Source organism: Allobosea sp. 05T438 (assembly GCF_056396025.1).
On record NZ_JBFTKQ010000007.1, the window covers coordinates 22,295 to 41,676 of the forward strand.

Below are 19,382 nucleotides of genomic sequence, written 5' to 3' on the forward strand. Positions count from 1 at the left end.
TCTGATCCGGCCCCGGCCGTCGCATACGCTGCCCCGCTCCTGGCGAGAGGTCCGGCTTGTTCATCCGTGGATGGGTCGGCCTATCCCTCTGCCCAGAAGCCGGATCCCCACCGCGCCTGTGATCCGGATGGGACGATGGTCCGGCCCGCAACGGTCGGCTTGGCACGAGCAAGGGGATTCCGACGAGCGGAGATTTGGCGCAGCAACTGCGTTCGCCACGCCGTCATTCGTGCGGATGATCTGGCGGAGGATCTCCCCACTCCCGATATCTAGTTCAGATGCCGGTGCTCGGTCTGTCTGTTCCAAGAACCTGACGTCGCGAGGCGATGTGCGTGGGCACGATGAGCGCGTCGGCGCAGCGAGAATGGGAACGAACCCAACTCCGAAAGGGGAGTAGCCATGAAGCAGCTGATCATCCGCAACCCGGACGAATGCGTCGCCGCGGTAAAACGCGTCCAGGCTTTGAGCGGCGCCACAGCGGGAAGCGAGCAGGAGCGAGAGCTTGAAGCGCTCTCCCATGCGATCAAGGTCTATGAGGATTCGATCGCGATGATGCGCGGCGTCGGGCGGAAGGCCTCCGAACAGCCGGAGGAGGGCGTCTCCGATATCGCCGGGCAGGAATGATAGCCGGAGCTCACGAAATCCGCCGGCGGGTCGACGACGGGTCAACCGCCGTTCATATGCGCGCCTCGGGCACGGACCGGCCCTAGCCGACCTTGATCGGCATGGCACCGCCCTGCCGTCCTCGGCGGCTTTGCAGAGCTTGTCTTCTGTTGTCGGCGTTGCGCCGTACCGCTTCGCTGTCGTCAACGGCAAGACGATCCCGAGCGAGCCGGGCACGCGCAAGATCATCGAAGTGGTCGAATGATCTCCCCACAGCAAAAGGCGCAATCCCGCTTCGTCTGGTCCAGGCTGACGACTTGCGGCTTGATGCGGTCACACGCTTTCTTGGCACCGCCGCCCGAGACATTCTGCCAGCGATACCCTGAGGACGGGTCGCTTGGGGCAAAAAAAACAAAAGAAGGGGGCCGGAATAGGAAGGCCGGCTCCCTTCAGGTGGCGCGGTGCTAGGCTTGTACGCCGCGCAACCGAATAACGCGAATGGGGCGGCGGAAGTTCCCTTTGGGTAACGCTGATGCTCTGGCGACCCACACTTTTCCGGCCATCTCTTCGGCAAGTTGTGCTGCGTTCGATTTCCCTCGGAACCGATCAGTCTTCGAGGGCGAAAGCGCGACCGTTCGATTCAGAAGCAATCCCGGGGCACCGAAGCGGGACCCGGCTTTCGTCGTCCCATCGCGTCCTTGTTCCGGTGCCGGCCTGGCGAGACCGCCATCGGCGATTGACAATGCAAACGGCTATATTTCAAACTTAAAATATTAGACCCAGGGGAACGGGCATATGCGGGTGATCATCGTTGGTGGCGGCATCGGCGGGTTGACGCTGGCGCTGATGCTTCATGCGCGCGGGATCGCAGCGACGGTCTACGAGCAGGCCAGCGAGATCCGGGAGGTCGGCGTCGGGATCAACACGCTGCCGCATGCCATTCGCGAGCTGGCCGATCTCGGCCTGCTGCCGACGCTGGACGAGGCCGGCATCCGCACGCGCGAACTGATCTACATGAACCGCTTCGGGCAGGCGGTCTGGCGCGAGCCGCGCGGCCTGCATGCAGGCGCGCCGGTGCCGCAGTTCTCGATCCATCGCGGGCGGCTCCAGCGCGTCATCCGCGACGCCCTTGCAGAGCGGCTGGGCGAGAATGCGATCCGCACCGGCCGCCGACTGCTCGGCTTCCTGCAGGACGAGGGCGGCGTCTCCGCCCATTTCAGCGATGCCCGCTTCGGCGAGGCAGGCGAGACGGCGCGCGGCGACATCCTGATCGGCGCGGACGGCATCCACTCGGCCGTGCGGGCCTTCTATTTCCGGAACCAGGGGTCGCCGCGCTGGCAGGGCGTCCAGATGTGGCGCGGCGCCTGCGAGTGGCCGACCTTCCTCGACGGCGAGAGCATGATCATCGCCGGCGGCATGGCCGGCAAGCTGGTGCTCTACCCGATCGGCAAGGGAGCGAGCGCGAAGACGCGGCTGACCAACTGGGTCGTCAATATCCGCAATGGCGATCCCGAGCGACCGCCGCCGAAGGAGGCGTGGTCGAAGCCCGGTCGCCTCGAGGACGTGCTGCCCTTCGCGCGCCGCTTCAGCGTGCCGGGCATGGATATTCTCGGGCTGATCCGCGCGACCTCGACCTTCTGGGAATATCCGATGTGCGACCGCGATCCGCTGCCGCGCTGGACCCATGGCCGCGTCACGCTGCTCGGCGATGCCGCGCATCCGATGTATCCGGTCGGCTCCAACGGCGCCTCGCAGGCGATCCTCGATGCGCGCTGCCTCGCCGACTGGCTGGTGAAAGCCGAGCATCCGCGCCAGGCGCTGGCTGCCTATGAAGCGCAGCGTCTGCCCGCGACGGCCGAGGTGGTGGCGATGAACCGCGTCGGTGGGCCGGAACGTGTCATCGACGCGGTAGAGGCGTTGGCGCCGAACGGCTTCGACGATGTCGAGCGCGTGCTCGGCTATGCCAAGCGCGAGCAGATCGTGAAATCCTATGCCGGCAAAGCGGGCTTCTCGGCCGAGCAGCTTGCGGCGCGCAAAGGGTAGAGCCGGTACCGCGCCGTCATTCCGGGGCGCCGTAAAACGGCGAACTCGGAATCCATGAACATGCGGTCCCCGTCATGGTCGGGCTTGCCCCGACCATCCACGTCGTCCTTCGTGCCATGCGGTGTTCAAGACGTGGATGCTCGCCACAAGGGCGAGCATGACGGCGAGGCTTCCCAAGAAGCCATTGTGGCGCCCTGCTCTCAAGCGCCGTCGGGCGGGGGCGGCAGGAAGTCGACCTCGTGCTTGGCAGAGAGCGCGACGACGTCGGCCGGCTTCTGCTCGGCCATGGAATGAATGCCCCAGAACAGGTCGTAGAGCCGGCCCGTCGGCGAAACCCAGAAGAGGCACTTCACCGTCGCATCGCTCTTGTTGAACAGCCCGTGCGGCACGTTGCGCGGCAGGCGGATCAGGTCGCCGGCCGTCGCGAAACTCTCCTGCCCATCGAGGACGAGATCGAGCCGGCCTTCCAGCATGTAGATGAACTCGTCCTGCGTCGTGTGGATATGCGGCGGCACGAAGGTGCCGGGCGGAAGCGTCGCGTGCCAGGAGAAGCTGTCCTCCGTCAACGTCTTCGGCACATAGGTCTGGCCGAGGATGCTCCAGGAGATTCCGTCGAGGCCCTCATTGGCGCGCGTCACGCCGGCGGTCAGCGGCTTCATGGTCTTGCTCTCCTCATCAGGCCGGCCTGCGGACCGGAAGGCGGTTGGGACAGTCTGCTAGAAATGCAGGAAGCGATCCTTCACGGCGCTGTCGCTGCGCAATGCGGCGCTCGTACCGCGCCAGACGACGCGGCCCTTCTCCAGCACGATATGGCGATCGGCGATCCTGACGAGCGCATCGACGTTCTTGTCGATGACGAGGATCGATTCTCCCTCCGCCTTGAGTGCCGTCAGGCAGTTCCAGATCTCCTCGCGGATCAGGGGCGCGAGCCCCTCCGTTGCCTCGTCGAGAATGGTCAGTCTGGGATTGGTCATCAGCGCGCGGCCGATCGCCAGCATCTGCTGCTCCCCGCCGGAGAGCTGGTTGCCACGGTTCTCCCGCCTCTCCCTAAGCCGCGGGAAGAAAGCGTAGATCCGATCGAGATCCCAGCGCTTCTTGCCGGAGCGGTCCGCCGCCGTGGCGATCAGGTTCTCCTCGACCGAGAGCGTCGGGAAGATCTGCCGGCCTTCCGGCACGAGGCCGATGCCGGCCTGGGCGATGCGGAAGGGCTGGGCGCCCGTCAGGTCGCGCCCGCCGAAAGCGATGCGCCCGGCCCGTGCCGGTAGCAGACCCATGATGGCGCGCACCGTGGTGGTCTTGCCCATGCCGTTGCGGCCGAGCAGGGTCACGACCTCGCCTTCGCCCACAGTGAGATCGATCCCGAACAGGATCTGCGCCTCGCCATAGCCGGCATCGAGCCCTTCGACGCTGAGCATCGCTAGCCCTCCTCGCCGAGATAGGCCTGCCGCACGGCCGGATCGGCCCGGACCGCAGCCGGCTCGCCCGAGGCGATCACCCCGCCATAGACCAGCACGGTGACACGGTCGGCCAGCGCGAAGACGGCGCTCATGTCGTGCTCGACCAGCAGCATGGCGAAGCGGCCTTTCAGGCTCTTCAGCAGGGCAATCAGGCGCTCGCCCTCCTCATGGCCGACGCCTGCGAGCGGCTCGTCGAGCAGGATGAGCTTCGGCTGCAAGGTCAGCGCCATCGCGATCTCGAGCGCGCGCTTCTCGCCATGGGAAAGGCTGCCGGCCGGGGCATGCGCGCGGCCGGCGAGGCCTACCGCTTCCAAGGCTTCCCAGGCGGGAGCGTTGAGCGCCTCGTCGCGTGCAGCGTTGCGGAACACCGAGAGCGGATGGGCGCTCCTTGCCTGCACGCCGAGAGCGACGTTCTCCAGCGCTGAGAGCGAGGCGATGGTCGAGGTGATCTGGAAGGTGCGGGCGAGCCCCGCTTGCGCCCGCTTCTGCGGCGGCAGGTGGGTAACGTCCATGCCGCCGAACAGGATCGCACCGGAATCCGGCCGCAGCGTCCCCGAGATCTGGTGGACGAGCGTCGTCTTGCCGGCGCCGTTGGGGCCGATCAGGGCGTGGAGCTCGCCGGGCGCGATGGCGAGGTCGACACCGTTGGTGACCTTGAGCGCGCCGAAGGATTTTGCGAGCCCTTTCAGTGCAAGCGCCGGTTCAGCCATCGCGGCTCCCCCGGAGCTTGGCCATGAGGCCGGCGATGCCGCCGCGGGTGAACAGCACGAAGAGAACGATCAGCGGGCCGAAGATCGCCTTCCAGTTCTGGGTCAGCCCGGAGAGCACATCCTCCACGGCAAGGAGAGCAATCGCGCCGACGATCGCCCCGTAGAGCGAGCCGACGCCGCCGAGCACGACCATGAAGATCAACTCGCCCGAGCGCTGCCAGGACATGAAGGCGGGGCTGACGAAATCGGTCTGGTTGGCGAGCAGGAAGCCGGACAGCCCCGCCATCATGCCGCTGATGACATAGGCGCCGAGCCGGACGCGATCGACATCGTAGCCAGTCACCGTGACACGGACGGAATTCTCGCGCGCCGCCCGCAGCACGCGGCCGAAACGCGAGGCGACCAGCCGGCGCGCCAGCCAATAGCACACCGCCAGCGTGCCGAGCGCGATGTAGTAGAAGCCGGTGCGGTTGCTGAAGATCTCCCGCCCCAGGAACGTGCTCTTCTCGTAGAGCGTCAGCCCGTCGTCGCCGCCATAAGCCGAGAGCGCCTGGGCGAAGTAATAGGCCATTTGCCCGAAGGCGAGCGTGATCATGATGAAGGCGACGCCGCGCGTGCGCAACGAGACGTAGCCGGTCACCGCCGCGAAGACGGCACAGACGATCAGGATCAGCGGCAGCGCGACCAGCAGCTCGGTCTGGCCTTCGGTGATCAGGATGCCGGCGCCATAGGCCCCGATTCCGATGAAGGCGGCGTGGCCGAAGGACACGAGACCGCCGACGCCGAGAATGAGATCGAGCGAGAGCGCCGCGACCGCGAAAATCATCGCCCGCGTCACCAGTGTCAGCCAGTGCGAGGGCAGGCCCACCGAGGTCGCAAGGGGCAATAGTGCCAGCAGGCCGAGGATGAAGAGCGGGGCGAGCCGGCGCAGCGGGGGCGCAGCCGGCCGTGCAATCGGGGAAGAGCTGGTCACCGCGCTCATGAGCGCCCCTTGGCCGGCAGCAGTCCCTCGGGCCGCACGAACAGCACCGCCGCCATGACCAGATAGATCAGCATCGAGGACAGCGCCGCGCCGGTGGCGCGGGCCGAGGCCGGCGCCATGAACAACCGGAGCAGGTCGTTCATGAAGGAGCGGCCGAGCGTGTCGACAAGCCCGACGATCAGCGCTCCGACGAAGGCGCCGCGGATCGAGCCGATGCCGCCGACGACGATGACGACGAAGGCGAGGATCAGCACCGTATCGCCCATGCCGGGCTCGACGGAAAGGATCGGCGCCGCCATCGCCCCTGCGAAGCCGGCGAGCATGGTGCCGAAGGCGAAGACGACCATGAACAGCTTGCGGATGTCGACGCCGAGCGCCGAGACCATCGGTGCGTTCGAGGCGCCGGCCCGGAGCAGCATGCCGGTGCGGGTCTTCTCGACAACGAACCAGAGCAGCGCGCCGACCCCGAGCCCGGCGGCGATCAGCGCGAAGCGATAGGTCGGGTAGAGGATGCCGTCCATCAGGCGGACATTGCCGGAGAGGAATTCAGGCACGGGCACGGAAAGCGGCGCCGCTCCCCAGATCATCTTCACCGCCTGGTTGAGCAGCAGGATCAGCCCGAAGGTCGCCAGGACCTGATCGAGATGGTCGCGTTCATAGAGATGCCGGAAGACCAGGAATTCGAAGGCAAGGCCGAGCAGCAGCGCGGCTGCGAGCGCCAGCACGAGCCCGAGCATGAAGGAGCCGGTGAGGCCGACGAAGGTCACGGCGAGATAGGCGCCCAGCATGTACTGGACGCCGTGGGCGAGATTGATGAAGTCCATCACGCCGAAGACCAGCGTCAGCCCGGCCGCCACCAGGAACAGCAGGATGCCAAACTGGAGCCCGTTCAGGAGCTGGACGATCAGAAGGCTGGTTGTCATCGCGCGGTCCTACGTCAGGGCCGGTCATGAGACGTCATGCTCGGGCCTGACCCGAGCATCTCGTGACGAAGAGATCCCCGGGCCGAAGCTTCGCTTCGCCCGAGGATGACGCTTTGCGTCACTTCAGCGCGCAATCCTTGGCGTGCGGATCGGCGTAGTCGGCAAACACCTTTTCCGCGATCTCCGTCTGGAACTTGCCATCGGGCCGCTTGGCGACCTTGACGAGGTAGAAGTCCTGGATCGGATAGCCGTTGGTGTTGAACTTGAATTTGCCGCGCAGCGAGGTGAAGTCGGCCTTCTTGATCGCCTCGCGCAGCTTGTCGGCATTGCCGGTGCCGCCGGCCGCCTTCACGGCCGAATCGATCAGCATCGCGGCGTCATAGGCCTGCTGGGCGTAGGAGCCCGGCACGATCTTGTAGGCGGCTTCATAGTCCTGGACGAACGCCTTCGTCTGCGGGTTGTCCATGTTGGGCGCCCAGGTCATGCCGCCATAGAGGCCGACCGCCGCATCCTGCTGCGCCGGGAGGGTCGATTCATCGACCGTGAAGGCGGAGAGGAACGGGATCTTGCCCTGCAGGCCGGCCTGCGACCACTGCTTGACGAAGTTGACGCCGAGGCCACCGGGCAGGAAGGCGAAGACCACGTCGGGCTTCGTCGAAGCGATCTTGGCGAGGTCGGCCGAAAAATCCAGCGCGTTCAGCGGCGCATAGACCTCGTCGACGATCTCGCCCTTGAAGTAGCGCTTGAAGCCGGCGAGCGAGTCCTTACCGGCCTGATAGTTCGGCGCGATGATGTAGGCGGTCTTGTACTTCTGATCCTGCGCGTATTTGCCGAGGACTTCGTGCACCTGGTCGTTCTGGTAGGAGGTGACGAAGAAATTCTTGTTGCAGGCCTTGCCCGCCATGGTGGAGGGGCCGGCATTCGGGCTGATCAGGAAGGCGCCGGAGTCGAGGACCGGCTTGGCGATGGCGCCAAGGATGTTCGAGAACACCGGGCCGACGACGAAGGCCGGCTTCTCGGTCTCGACATAGGTCCGCACCCGGTCCACCGCGACATCGGGTTTCAGTTCGTCATCGATCACCGTGATCTTGACCGGCACGCCGCCGAGCTTGCCGCCGTTCTTGTCGACCGCGAGCTGGAAGCCGTCTCGGACCTGCTGGCCGAGCGCCGCTCCGGGGCCGGTCAGCACGCTCACGACGCCGATCTTCATCGGCTCCTGCGCCTGCGCGGACGCGATGGAAAATGCCAGCGCTCCGCAGCCCAGTGCGAGTGCGAATTTGAGTGTCGTCATCGATGCCCTCCCGGGACGAACGAACGAGAAATGGATGCGCGACCCGGTTCCCTCAAACTTCTATGGCCTGCGCAGAGGCATATTGTTTCAAGCTTAAAATATCTGCAAGGGTCTGCCCCGCAGAAATTTTCCGCCGCCTCGCCCAAATGATTCACACTCTGGCGCCTGACGCCAGTGGGTCTCGCACATTCCAATGCCGCGGCTTGCGAATTCATGCGGCGCGAATAATCTCGAAAGCTCCGTCCTCCGAGCCGGGTGCCGCCGTGTCATTTGTTACACAGCCCGTCGTCGCCCTCTTCATTTCGCTGGCTCTCGGCTACCTCATCGGAAAGATCAAGGTGGGGCCCGTCCGGATCGGCGGCGTCTGCGGGACGTTGTTCGTCGCGCTCGCCCTCGGGCAACTCGGAGTGACGATCAGCCCGGATCTGAAGAACGTAGCCTTCGCGCTGTTCATCTACGCGCTCGGCTTCACGGCCGGGCCGCAGTTCTTCAACAATATCCGCGGGGGGTTGCGCTACGGCGTCCTCTCCTTCGTCGAGGTCGGGACGGTGCTGACCTTGGTCGCGGCAGCCGTCCTGCTGTTCAACCTGGATGCAGGCACGGCATCCGGCCTGTTTGCGGGCGCCGCGACGGAATCGGCAGTGCTCGGCACGGCCTCTGACGCGATCTCGCGGCTGGCGCTGCCTGCAGCCGAGATCTCGCGGCTGCAGGCCAATATGGCCACCGCCTACAGCGTGACCTACCTCTTCGGGCTCGTCGCCATCGTGGTCTTTACGACGCAGATCGGCCCGCTGCTGCTTCGGATCGATCTGCGCGAGGAGGCCGCGGCGCTGGCGCGGCAGCTTGGCGCCGAGGGCGACAACGACAAGGACAACGGCGTCCCTGAGATCGTCTCGCGCACCTTCCGTGCCGGTCCCATCAGTGGTGGCACGGTCAGCGCCTTCGAAAACAGCGTCAATGGCGTCGTCACGATCGAACAGGTCGGGCGCGTCTCGGGCTTCATCAAGGCGACGCCCGAAACCCAGCTCGAGGCCGATGACATCGTCCTGATCATCGGCCGGCGTCGCTCGGTCATCGCGGTCAGCGAGCGTCTCGGGGCCGAGGTCCCGATGCCCGCGGGCGACAATGTTCCGCTCGTCGAGCGTCAGGTCGTGCTCGTGCGCCGCGAGGTGGCCGGCCTGCGCATCCGTGACCTGCGCCGCCTCGCCAGTGACGAGCAGCGGCGGGGTGTCTTCATTTCCCGCGTGCGACGCCTCGGCCAGGGCATCCCCGCTCTGCCCGGCACTGTGCTGGAGCAGGGCGACATTCTCACACTCTATGGCTCGGAGGAGGCGATCACCCGCGCCGCGACCGAGCTCGGGCATCTGCTGCCAGCCACGTCGACGACGGATTTCGTCATGCTCGGTCTCGGCGTCGTCGCCGGCCTCCTGCTGGGCGAGCTCGCGTTGCAGATCGGCCCGCTCAATCTGACGCTCGGCACTGGCGGTGGCGCGCTGATCTCGGGTCTCGTCTTCGGCTGGCTGCACATGCACCGCCCCCTGCTCGGCGCCATTCCGCCCGAGGCGGCCGAGTTCATGAAGGATTTCGGCCTGGCGACCTTCATTGCAGCCATCGGCCTCTCGGTCGGCCCGGACGCCGTCGCGCTGCTCAAGCAGTACGGGCTGATGCTGCCGGTGCTGTCGATCCTGGTTTCGGCCGTGCCGGGCCTGGTCTCGCTCTATATCGGCCGCCATCTGCTGAAAATCGAGGCGCCGATCCTGCTCGGCGCGATCGCCGGCCAGCACTGCAGCACGCCTTCGATCACTGCACTGGTCTCACTCGCGGGCAATTCGACGCCCGTGATCGGCTACACCGTGACCTACGCGATCTCGAACGTGCTGCTGCCGCTGATGGGGCCCGTGGTCGTCGGCATGGTCAAGCTGGTCCACTGAGACGGCCGCAACCGCAGCGCGGGAAGACCGGCCACGCGTGATCGTGGCCGGCCCGTCTGCCGCGAGCCAGCCTTGACCTCATTTTCCGTCTTCTCTTTAATTCCGAAGCGGGGGGCGCCGCAGGGATCATCATGCTACGCGCCATCACTCTTGCCGCCGGGCTGCTTGCTCTTTCAGCGCCCGCGCAGGCTTACAGCAATCCGATCAGCCGCGGCCTCGCCGATTTCCTCAACATATTCAGCGAGCAGCCGATTCCGCGTCAGGTCGTGCCGTGGAGCGGGAAACAGACTCCCGGCACCGTCGTGATCTCGACGAGTCAGCGGCGGCTCTACTACGTCCTCGGCAGAGGCCAGGCGCTGCGCTACGGCGTCGGCGTCGGGCGCCAGGGTTTCAGTTGGTCGGGCACCAAGACCGTCTCGATGAAGCGCGAATGGCCGGATTGGCGGCCGCCGGCCCAGATGCTGAAGCGCCGCCCGGACCTGCCGCGCCATATGGCCGGCGGCATGGACAATCCGCTCGGCGCGCGCGCGATTTATCTCGGATCGAGCCTCTACCGCATCCACGGCTCCAACGAGCCAGATACGATCGGCGCAGCGGTCTCCTCAGGCTGCATCCGCATGACCAACCGCGACGTCATGGATCTCTACGACCGCGTCCGGCCCGGCACGAAGGTGGTGGTGCTTCGATAGGGTTGCCTAAGCGACCGGACGCGCGCTTCAGTGCGCAGCATTCTGCCGCCAGAGCCACCAGGAATAAGCCACGCTTCCAGCGGCGAGCAGGGCAAGGCCAAACTTTCCGGGCCGGCCAAGACCAGCGGCCCCAGAACGCAAAAACCAGCCTGCTAAGGGCTGGTTTCGGTCATCGACTAGGACTGATCGAAGAGTGTTTTGGTGGAGCCAGGCGGAATCGAACCGCCGACCTCTTGAATGCCATTCAAGCGCTCTCCCAACTGAGCTATGGCCCCACACGCGACGACCGAGTTGGGAATCGGCCGTCAAAACCGGGTCTTTCGAACCACCTCGGTGGTTCCGTCCGGGCCGCCGTCCAGCGACGCAGCGGTCTATAGGCGGCCCGGGCTGAAGACACAAGCGCTTAATGTCGCCTTGTCGTCATCTTTTTTCGAGGCTGTGGATCAGTTGTCCTCGTCGCCCTCGATATCCCCGTCGATCAGGTCGGCGACGTCGTCGTCGCCTTCCTCATCTTCCTCGAGGAAGGTGTCGTCGTCCTCACCGCCGATGTCGTCCTCGACCTCGATGTCGTCCTCGGTCGTGACCACGGCGTCCTTCTCCGAAGCCTCCGCATCGGCTTCGTCGAGCGAGACGAGCTCGACGGCGCCGTCGGCAACCTCGGTCTCTTCCTCCTCATCGGCCTCGGGCTTGGCCGGCACCTTGGCCTGCGGGTCGAACATCGTCCGCGGGTAAGCCTGCCCCGTATAGGGGGAGACGATGGGATCCTTGTTCAAATCATAGAACTTGCGCCCCGTGACCGGGCAAACGCGCTTCGTTCCGAGTTCCGGTTTCGCCACTGCGTCGGACCCTTCAATCATCATGTTCTGAAAAGCAGGCGCGTCCGTTAGTCGGGGCGCGCCGCGCTGTCAAATATTGATTTGAGCCATGCGGCAACTGCGCGCAAGAGCGGAGCCGTTTCACCCGCCCTCCAGACGGCGACGCGACCGTGCATTGGCGCGGCTTGCGCGAGCGTGCTAGAGCCGAATCCGGCCAGGTTGGAGCAACCTGATCGGTATCCGTCTCTCACATACCGATAGAGAACGCGCGATCCGATCAGATTGCATTGCAATCTGATCGGCACGTGCTCTAGGCCGGGCACGCATCCGTTCCTTCCCGAGCGCAGAGACCCCGATCCCCGTGTCCCACGACCATGCACCGGTCCCCGTCACCGCCCGCGCGGCAGGCCCGCTCAAGGGCCGCGTCCGGGTGCCCGGCGACAAGTCGATCTCGCACAGGGCGATGATCTTCGGCCTGCTGGCGATCGGCGAGACCAAGGTCAGCGGTCTGCTCGAAGGCGAGGACGTGATGCGCACCGCCGCTGCGGCGCGGGCGCTGGGTGCGATCGTCCATCACGATGGCCCTGGCGCATGGCGCGTGCAGGGGGTCGGCGTCGGTGGCCTGCGCGAACCTGCCGACGTGCTCGATTTCGGCAATGCCGGCACCGGCTCGCGGCTGATGATGGGGGTCTGCGGCTCGCACCCGATCACCACGACATTCGATGGGGACGCCTCGCTGCGCAAGCGGCCGATGCGGCGCATCCTCGATCCGCTCGAGCAGATGGGCACGGTCGTCGTCTCGCAGCAGGAGGGCGGGCGCGTGCCGCTGACCCTGCGCGGGCCGAAGGAGGCGATCCCGATCACCTACCGTCCCCCCGTCGCATCGGCGCAGATCAAGTCCGCGGTGCTGCTCGCCGCCCTGGCTGCGCCGGGCGAGACGACCGTGATCGAGGCAGAGGCGACGCGCGACCATACCGAGAAGATGCTGGCTCATTTCGGAGCCGAAATCATCGTGACGCCGGAAGGCGAACATGGCCGGCGCATCGTGCTGAAGGGCCAGCCGGAGCTGCAGGCAGCGCCGATCGTGGTGCCGGCGGACCCCTCCTCCGCCGCCTTCCCACTTGTCGCGGGCTTGATCGTGCCGGGCTCCGACATCCTGATCGAAAGCGTGATGACCAATCCGCTGCGCTCGGGCCTGCTGACGACGCTGCTCGAAATGGGCGCCGATATCACCGTCGAGCGCGAGGCCAATGAGGGCGGCGAAACCGTCGCCGACCTGCGCGTGCGGGCCTCGAGCCTGAAGGGCGTGATCGTGCCGCCCGAACGCGCTCCATCGATGATCGATGAGTATCCGGTGCTGGCGGTGGCTGCGTCCTTCGCCAGCGGCACGACGCGGATGCGCGGATTGCAGGAGCTGCGCGTCAAGGAATCGGATCGCCTCGCGGCGGTGGAGGCCGGGCTGAAGGTGGCAGGCGTCACCTGCGCCATCGAGGGCGACGACCTGATCGTCGAAGGCTCGGGCGGCGGGCCGGTGCGCGGCGGCGGGCCGATCGCAACCCATCTCGACCATCGCATCGCGATGAGCTTCCTCGTCATGGGGCTGGCGACGCGCGAGCCGGTCGTGGTCGATGACGGACTGATGATCGCGACGAGCTTCCCGAGCTTCGTCGCCCTGACGAACGGCCTCGGAGGCCAGATCCGATGAGCCTAGACAAGGACGGCCTCGTCATCGCCGTCGACGGCCCTGCCGCATCCGGCAAGGGCACGCTGGCGCGCCGGCTCGCGGCCCATTACCGCCTGCCCTATCTCGATACCGGCCTGCTCTACCGGATGGTGGCCCGCGCCATGCTCGATGCCGGCCACGACATCCGCGACGCCGCAGCCGCCGAGCAGATCGTCAGCAGCTTCGACGAGACCGCCTTTCCGGAAGACCGGCTGCGCGGCCGCGAGATCGGCGAGGCGGCCTCCGTTGTCGCGGCCGTGCCGGCCGTGCGGGCCGGCTTGCTCACAAGGCAGCGGCGTTTCGCGGCGCAGACCGGCGGCGCCGTGCTCGACGGACGCGACATCGGCACGGTGATCTGCCCGGAGGCGCCGGCGAAGCTCTTCGTCACCGCGACGCCCGAAGTGCGCGCCGCGCGCCGGCACAAGGAGCTCGTCGGACGCGGCGAGGCCGTGACCTTCGACGGCATCCTCGCCGATATCCGCCGGCGCGACGCCCGTGATTCGGGGCGCAGCGACGCCCCGCTCAAGGCAGCGGAAGATGCCGTCACGCTCGACACCTCGGCGCTGACGGTCGAGGAGGCCGTCGCGGCCGCCATCGACATCGTCGAGAGGCGCCGCGCCGGCTGAGAACCTCCTGCTCGCGCATTTGCTATCGAAACAGGCGCCGTTAGCCGGATTTTCCGGCTTGGCGATCATCACAGCCAGAGGCACACTCCTTTCCGCGACAGGACGAAGGAGGTGGCGATGCGGCGCTGGCTGTGCGGTCTCTCATGCCTGGCAGTGGCGGTGCTCTGGCAGCCTGCCCTGCCCCGGGCCCAGACGGCCGGCGCTCCCCCCGAAGAGGTCGATGTCGCGCTCGTGCTCGCGGTCGACGTCTCCTATTCGATGGACCTCGACGAGCTCGCCCTGCAGCGCAACGGCTATATCGAGGCCTTCCGCTCGAAGCAGCTCCACGACGCGATCGCCAAGGGCGCGATCGGCAAGATCGCCGTGACCTATTTCGAATGGGCGGGCAGCAGCTTCCAATACGTGGTGCGGCCATGGAAGGTGATCGATGGCCCGGCCGCGGCCGTCGCCTTTGCCGAGGAACTGGGTGAGGCTCCGACGCGGCGCGGACGGCGCACCTCGATCTCGGGGGCAATCGATCTCGGCGTGCAAATGCTCGAACAGGTCAACGTCACGGCGATACGGCGCGTCATCGACATCTCCGGTGACGGCGCCAACAATGACGGGCGGCCCGTCACCGCGGCGCGCGACGAGGCTGGCGCCAAGGGCATCGCGATCAACGGCCTGCCCGTGATGCTGAAACAGGCCGGCTATTTCGACATCGACAATCTCGACGTCTACTACAAGGACTGCGTCGTCACCGGAATCGGCGCCTTCGTCATCCCGATCCGCGAGAAGAGCCAGTTCGTCGAGGCGACCAAGACCAAGCTGCTGCGCGAGATCGCCGAGGCACCGGCCGATGCGACCGTTCACAAGGCTCAGGCGGGCGACTCGGTCTCCTGCCTCGCCGGCGAACGGCAATGGCGCGACCGGATGGGGAATTGAGGATTTATCTCCTACCTCGCCGTCATCCCGGGCAAGCGAAGCGCAGACCCGGGATCCATGCCCGGACCTTCATCGGAATCGTTCCGGAATGGATCCCGGATCGGCGCCGCTTCGCGGCTTGTCCGGGATGACGACGAGGGAACGGTAAGGCCTCACGTCCCGCGCGGCTTGGCTCGCGTTGTGGGCAACGCTGCGGCGGGATCATCCGGCCAGAGATGGCGGGGGTAACGGCCCTTCATCTCAGATTTCACCGCGGCCCAGGAGCCTCGCCAGAAGCCGGGCAGGTCGCGCGTCACCTGGATCGGCCGGTGCGCCGGGGAGAGCAGTTCCAGCACCAGCGGCACCCGTCCGCCGGCCAAGGCAGGATGCGTCGCGAGACCGTAGAGTTCCTGCACGCGCACCGAAATGGTCGGGCCGGCCTCGGCGGCATAGTCGACCGCGAGCGAAGACCCCGTCGGCGCGGTAAAATGGGTCGGCGCTTCCTGATCGAGCCGGCGCTTCAGCTCCCAGGGCAGCAGCATCGCCAGGGCCGAATCGAGATCGGAAGGCTGGATCGAAGCGAGCGAGGCGCGGCCGAGGAGATGCGGCGCCAGCCAGAGTTCCGGCTCTTGCGCCAATCCTTCGTCGGAGAGATCGGGCCAATTTTCCTCCGGTTCCGCCTTGCGCAGGAAGGCGGCGCGCTCGCGCAGCTGGTTCTGGCCTTTCGTCCAGGGCAGGAGGCCGATGTCGAGCGACGCGATGCCCTTGGCCAACGCCTCGGCATTCCCCGGCGTATCCGCGACGGAGAGCGGCCGCTCCGACAGCGCGAGCCCGCCATAGCGGCGCACCGCCCGAACCCGCAGCGCGCGGGCGGTCCGGTCGAAATTCGCCTCCTCGCGCTCCGCGATGCCTAAGGGCGCAAGCCCATGGCCGACGAGCGTCACGATCTCGGCTTCGGTGATCGCGGCGGCGGCCATGATGCGGGCCTGCTGGGCCGCACCGGTCAATTCCGCAACGACGATATAGGGCTCGCGCGCCAGACGCTGCGACGGTTCCACCGCGCCACCGCGGCCATTGGCGAGGAGATACTGCCCCGACCCCGGAGAGCGGGCCTTGGCGACGCGATCCGGATAGGCAAAGGCGAGCAGAAGGCCGGGCGACAGCGGTTCACCGGCGTCTGCCTTATCCCCGCTGGCGCTTCGCTGGGCGGTTCGTGCCCAGCCTTCGGCGAGGCGGCGCATGTCGCCGGCCCGGCCGCCGCGCTCACGGCTGAGCCGCTCCAGCCTTTCGGCCAGATCGACGGCATCGCCACCGAGCCCGCGCTCGACCAGCACGGCGGCGAGATCGGCCGCGGCGTTCGCCTGCCCGAAGCGGGCGGCAGCCACGACCATGCGGGCGAGCCGCGGCGGCAAAGGCAGCGCCTGCAGAGCGCGCCCGTCCGGCGTGATGCGGCCATCGCGATCGAGCGCACCGATATTGGTCAGCAGGGCGCGCGCTTCCTTGAGGGCCGGGGCGGGCGGAAGGTCGAGGAAAGCCAGAGACGTCGGATCGCCAACGCCCCAGGCAGCGCAATCGAGCAATAGCGGGCTCAGATCGGCCGAGAGGATTTCCGGCCGGGCGAAAGCTTCGAGCGCGCCGGTCGCGGCCTCTTCCCAAAGGCGGTAGCAGACACCCGGCTCGGTACGGCCGGCACGGCCGCGGCGCTGATCGGCAGCGGCGCGGCTGACACGGCGGGTCTCCAGCCGGGTCACGCCGATATCAGGCTCGTAGACCGGGACCCGGGCGAGGCCGGAATCGATGACGACGCGCACGCCCTCGATGGTCAGCGAGGTCTCGGCGATGGCGGTGGCGAGCACGATCTTGCGCTTGCCGGCGGGCGCCGGCAGCACGGCGCGGTCCTGGTCGCGCTGGTCGAGCGCACCATAGAGCGGCGCGATCTCGACGGCGGGATCGCGTAGCCTCTCGCGCAGGCGCTCCTCGACGCGGCGAATCTCGCCCTGTCCCGGCAGGAAGACGAGTTGCGAGCCCGGCTGCTCGTTGAGCGCGAGCAAAACCGTCTCCATGACCTGATCCTCGATGCGCTTCAGCGGGTCGCGGCCGCGGTAGCGCGTCTCGATCGGAAAGGCGCGGCCCTCGCTCTCGATTACCGGCGCTTCGCCGAGCAGCTTCGCGACGCGGGCGCCGTCGAGCGTTGCCGACATGACGAGGATGCGCAGATCCTCACGCAGGCCGCCCTGCGCGTCGAGCGCAAGCGCAAGGCCGAAATCGGCATCGAGCGAACGCTCGTGGAATTCGTCGAAGAAGACGGCCGCGACGCCTTCGAGCGCCGGATCGTCCAGGATCATCCGCGCAAAGACGCCCTCGGTGACGACCTCGATGCGCGTCTTCGGACCAATCTTGGAGCCGAGGCGCACGCGCAGGCCGACGGTCTCGCCGACACGCTCGCCCAGGGTCTGCGCCATCCGGTTCGCCGCACCGCGCGCCGCCAGCCGTCGCGGCTCGAGCAGGATGAGCTTGCCGCCCTTTGTCCAGGGCTCGTCGAGCAGAGCGAGCGGCACGCGCGTGGTCTTGCCGGCGCCGGGCGGGGCGACCAGCACGGCGTTCGGCCGACTCCGCAAGGCAGCTGAGAGGTCGCCGAGAACAGCATCGATGGGAAGGGCGGTGTCGAAGGCGCGCATGCCCGGCGGATGTGGCGCAGGCTCGCCTCGCGCGCAAGCCACTCGCCAGCCCGCCCGTCCCATGCTAACCGCAAGCCCATGACAGAGACCGGCCAGACCCGCATCCAGAACCGCTTCCAGGCCTGCGCCCGCGAGGGCCGGGCGGCGCTCGTGACCTTCGTCACCGCCGGCGACCCCGATTTCGAGACGGCGAGCGCCATCCTCGCGGCCCTGCCCGCAGCCGGCGCCGACGTGATCGAGCTCGGCGTGCCCTTCACCGATCCGATGGCGGACGGCGTGCCGGTCCAGCTCGCCGGGCAGCGCGCGCTGAAAGCCGGGCAGACGCTGCGGAAGACGCTCGCCATGGTCGAGAGCTTCCGCAAGGCCGGCCACGACACGCCGATCGTGCTGATGGGCTACTACAATCCGATCTACGCCTATGGCGTCGAGGCTTTCCTGGCCGAGGCGCGCCGCGTCGGTGTCGACGGACTGATCGTCGTCGATCTGCCGCCGGAGGAGGACGAGGAGCTCTGCCTGCCGGCGCTGAAGGCGGGGGTTTCCTTCATCCGCCTGGCCACGCCGACCACCGACGACAAGCGCCTGCCGAAGGTGCTGCAGAACACCTCCGGCTTCGTCTATTACGTCTCGATGACCGGCGTGACCGGCGGCGCCATCGCCGACTATGGCGCGGTCGGCGACGCGGTTGCCCGGATCAAGCGTCACACCGACCTGCCCGTCGCGGTCGGCTTCGGCGTGAAGACTGCGGCCGACGCCGCTACCATCGCCAAGAGCGCAGACGGTGTCGTCGTCGGCTCGGCCCTTGTGGAACGCGTCCGGCTCTCGCTCGACAGCGACGGCAAGGCCACGGAAAAGACGGTTTCGGCTGTCACGTCGCTGGTCAGCGAACTCGCCCAGGGCGTCCGCTCGGCGGCCAAGGCGGCCTGAGGCCGGGTTCATTCAACGGTTGCGTCGCTTGCCCGCCGGCAGACGCGACCCCATTTTCGGCGTGACGGCGCTCCGGCGCTGAAAGCCCATCAGGGATTCATCCGATGAACTGGATTTCCGAAGTCGTCCGGCCGCGCATCAAGACGCTGTTCAAGCGCGAGACCCCGGAGAACCTCTGGATCAAGTGTCCGGATTCCGGGCAGATGGTGTTCCACAAGGATGTCGAGGCGAATGGCTACGTCATCCCCGGCTCCGAGCACCATATGCGCGTCACCGCGCCGGAGCGGCTGCGGCTGACCTTCGACGACGGCAAGTGGCTCGATGTCGCTTTGCCGGAGGTTTCCGTCGATCCGCTCAAGTTCCGCGACGAGAAGCGCTATGTCGACCGGCTGAAGGATGCCCGCGCCAAGACCGGCGCGCAGGACGCCTTCAAGATCGGCTATGGCCGGGTCAAGGGCCTGCCGATGACGCTGGCGGTGCAGGATTTCCACTTCATGGGCGGCTCGCTCGGCATGGCCGCCGGCGAGGCCTTCGTCAAAGGGGCCGAAACCGCGCTCGAGAAGAAAACCCCCTATGTCGTCTTCGCGGCTTCCGGCGGGGCGCGCATGCAGGAAGGCATCCTCTCGCTGATGCAATTGCCGCGGACGACCGTGGCGGTGCGCCGCCTGCGCGCGGCCGGCCTGCCCTATTTCGTGGTGCTGACCAACCCGACCACCGGCGGCGTCACCGCCTCCTACGCCATGCTGGGCGACATCCACATCGCCGAGCCCGGGGCGCTGATCGGCTTCGCCGGGCCGCGCGTGATCGAGCAGACCATCCGCGAGAAGCTGCCGGAAGGCTTCCAGCGCTCGGAATATCTCAAGGATCACGGCATGGTCGACATGGTCGTGCATCGCCGCGAGATCCCGGACACGCTGGCCCGGCTCGGCCGCCTGCTGACCAAGCAGCCGGCGGCGAAGAGCGAAGCCGCCGCTCCCGCGCGCCCGGTCACCGAGGCGGTCTGATAATTCCGGAGCAGGTCCGCGCTTCTCCGAACCGCGGATCTGCTTAGCTTCTTATTTTCCGCGTTTTCTTCACGCGAACC

General features: G+C 67.1%; 17 protein-coding genes and 1 tRNA gene. 9 read left to right on the forward strand and 9 right to left on the reverse strand.

The genetic code is table 11. The annotated features are described in order from the left end of the window. Nucleotides 1–399 precede the first annotated feature (399 nt). Both AC1DIN_RS15685 and AC1DIN_RS15690 read left to right on the forward strand, forming a co-directional pair. The gene (locus tag AC1DIN_RS15685) at nucleotides 400–624 is read left to right on the forward strand and encodes a hypothetical protein (protein WP_441472202.1); all 225 of its coding nucleotides are present in this window, start codon (nucleotides 400–402) and stop codon (nucleotides 622–624) included. A gap of 774 nt (nucleotides 625–1,398) precedes the next feature. Further along, on the forward strand, nucleotides 1,399–2,646 hold the full coding sequence (locus tag AC1DIN_RS15690; protein ID WP_476810447.1) for a flavin-dependent oxidoreductase: 1,248 nt from the start codon (nucleotides 1,399–1,401) through the stop codon (nucleotides 2,644–2,646). A gap of 200 nt (nucleotides 2,647–2,846) precedes the next feature. Here AC1DIN_RS15690 and AC1DIN_RS15695 read toward each other — a convergent pair whose 3' ends face one another. The 6 genes from AC1DIN_RS15695 to AC1DIN_RS15720 all read right to left on the reverse strand — a co-directional run bounded on the left by AC1DIN_RS15695 (nucleotide 2,847) and on the right by AC1DIN_RS15720 (nucleotide 8,009). Continuing rightward, nucleotides 2,847–3,305 (reverse strand): cupin domain-containing protein, encoded by a 459-nt coding sequence (locus AC1DIN_RS15695; protein WP_476810448.1) that lies wholly within the window; start codon nucleotides 3,303–3,305, stop codon nucleotides 2,847–2,849. Nucleotides 3,306–3,362: 57 nt separating this feature from the next. After that, nucleotides 3,363–4,061 carry an ABC transporter ATP-binding protein gene (locus AC1DIN_RS15700; RefSeq protein ID WP_476810449.1) on the reverse strand — a complete coding sequence of 233 codons (699 nt, stop codon included), beginning with the start codon at nucleotides 4,059–4,061 and terminating at the stop codon, nucleotides 3,363–3,365. Between the two features lie 2 nt (nucleotides 4,062–4,063). Next, a complete protein-coding gene (locus tag AC1DIN_RS15705) occupies nucleotides 4,064–4,813 on the reverse strand; it encodes an ABC transporter ATP-binding protein (protein WP_476810450.1) in 750 nt (249 codons plus the stop codon). Next, a complete protein-coding gene (locus AC1DIN_RS15710) occupies nucleotides 4,806–5,795 on the reverse strand; it encodes a branched-chain amino acid ABC transporter permease (RefSeq protein ID WP_476810451.1) in 990 nt (329 codons plus the stop codon). The genes AC1DIN_RS15705 and AC1DIN_RS15710 overlap by 8 nt, the downstream gene beginning before the upstream one ends. Further along, on the reverse strand, nucleotides 5,792–6,718 hold the full coding sequence (locus tag AC1DIN_RS15715) for a branched-chain amino acid ABC transporter permease (RefSeq protein WP_441472196.1): 927 nt from the start codon (nucleotides 6,716–6,718) through the stop codon (nucleotides 5,792–5,794). Before AC1DIN_RS15715 ends, AC1DIN_RS15710 begins: the two co-directional genes overlap by 4 nt. 118 nt (nucleotides 6,719–6,836) lie before the next feature. After that, nucleotides 6,837–8,009: an ABC transporter substrate-binding protein gene (locus tag AC1DIN_RS15720; RefSeq protein WP_476810452.1), complete on the reverse strand. Its 1,173-nt coding sequence runs from the start codon at nucleotides 8,007–8,009 to the stop codon at nucleotides 6,837–6,839. A gap of 263 nt (nucleotides 8,010–8,272) precedes the next feature. On the opposite strand from AC1DIN_RS15720, the gene aspT reads away from it, so the two are divergent. Beyond that, nucleotides 8,273–9,940, forward strand: coding sequence for an aspartate-alanine antiporter (gene aspT / locus AC1DIN_RS15725; RefSeq protein ID WP_476810453.1), 1,668 nt, complete (start codon nucleotides 8,273–8,275; stop codon nucleotides 9,938–9,940). A gap of 131 nt (nucleotides 9,941–10,071) precedes the next feature. Beyond that, nucleotides 10,072–10,629 (forward strand): L,D-transpeptidase, encoded by a 558-nt coding sequence (locus tag AC1DIN_RS15730; protein ID WP_476810454.1) that lies wholly within the window; start codon nucleotides 10,072–10,074, stop codon nucleotides 10,627–10,629. Between the two features lie 199 nt (nucleotides 10,630–10,828). Here AC1DIN_RS15730 and AC1DIN_RS15735 read toward each other — a convergent pair. Both AC1DIN_RS15735 and AC1DIN_RS15740 read right to left on the reverse strand, forming a co-directional pair. Continuing rightward, a tRNA-Ala gene (locus AC1DIN_RS15735) sits at nucleotides 10,829–10,904 on the reverse strand. Between the two features lie 168 nt (nucleotides 10,905–11,072). Further along, a complete protein-coding gene (locus tag AC1DIN_RS15740) occupies nucleotides 11,073–11,465 on the reverse strand; it encodes a TIGR02300 family protein (RefSeq protein WP_441472403.1) in 393 nt (130 codons plus the stop codon). Nucleotides 11,466–11,805: 340 nt separating this feature from the next. Here AC1DIN_RS15740 and aroA point away from each other — a divergent pair, with 340 nt between their 5' ends. The 3 genes from aroA to AC1DIN_RS15755 all read left to right on the forward strand — a co-directional run bounded on the left by aroA (nucleotide 11,806) and on the right by AC1DIN_RS15755 (nucleotide 14,717). Beyond that, nucleotides 11,806–13,149, forward strand: coding sequence for a 3-phosphoshikimate 1-carboxyvinyltransferase (aroA, locus tag AC1DIN_RS15745; protein WP_476810455.1), 1,344 nt, complete (start codon nucleotides 11,806–11,808; stop codon nucleotides 13,147–13,149). Continuing rightward, nucleotides 13,146–13,793, forward strand: a complete 648-nt coding sequence (gene cmk / locus AC1DIN_RS15750; protein WP_476810456.1) for a (d)CMP kinase — start codon at nucleotides 13,146–13,148, stop codon at nucleotides 13,791–13,793. Before aroA ends, cmk begins: the two co-directional genes overlap by 4 nt. 117 nt (nucleotides 13,794–13,910) lie before the next feature. After that, nucleotides 13,911–14,717 carry a DUF1194 domain-containing protein gene (locus AC1DIN_RS15755; RefSeq protein ID WP_476810457.1) on the forward strand — a complete coding sequence of 269 codons (807 nt, stop codon included), beginning with the start codon at nucleotides 13,911–13,913 and terminating at the stop codon, nucleotides 14,715–14,717. Between the two features lie 152 nt (nucleotides 14,718–14,869). Here the strand turns inward: AC1DIN_RS15755 and hrpB are convergent, their stop codons facing one another. Beyond that, complete coding sequence (hrpB, locus tag AC1DIN_RS15760) at nucleotides 14,870–17,374, reverse strand: ATP-dependent helicase HrpB (protein WP_476810458.1); 2,505 nt, start codon at nucleotides 17,372–17,374, stop codon at nucleotides 14,870–14,872. A 78-nt stretch (nucleotides 17,375–17,452) separates the two neighbouring features. Between hrpB and trpA the strand changes: the two genes are divergently transcribed. Together trpA and accD are read left to right on the forward strand one after the other, a co-directional pair. Then, entirely contained in the window at nucleotides 17,453–18,298 is an 846-nt protein-coding gene (trpA, locus tag AC1DIN_RS15765) for a tryptophan synthase subunit alpha (RefSeq protein ID WP_476810459.1), read from the forward strand. Between the two features lie 104 nt (nucleotides 18,299–18,402). Continuing rightward, nucleotides 18,403–19,302: an acetyl-CoA carboxylase, carboxyltransferase subunit beta gene (gene accD / locus AC1DIN_RS15770; RefSeq protein ID WP_476810460.1), complete on the forward strand. Its 900-nt coding sequence runs from the start codon at nucleotides 18,403–18,405 to the stop codon at nucleotides 19,300–19,302. Nucleotides 19,303–19,382: the final 80 nt, after the last annotated feature.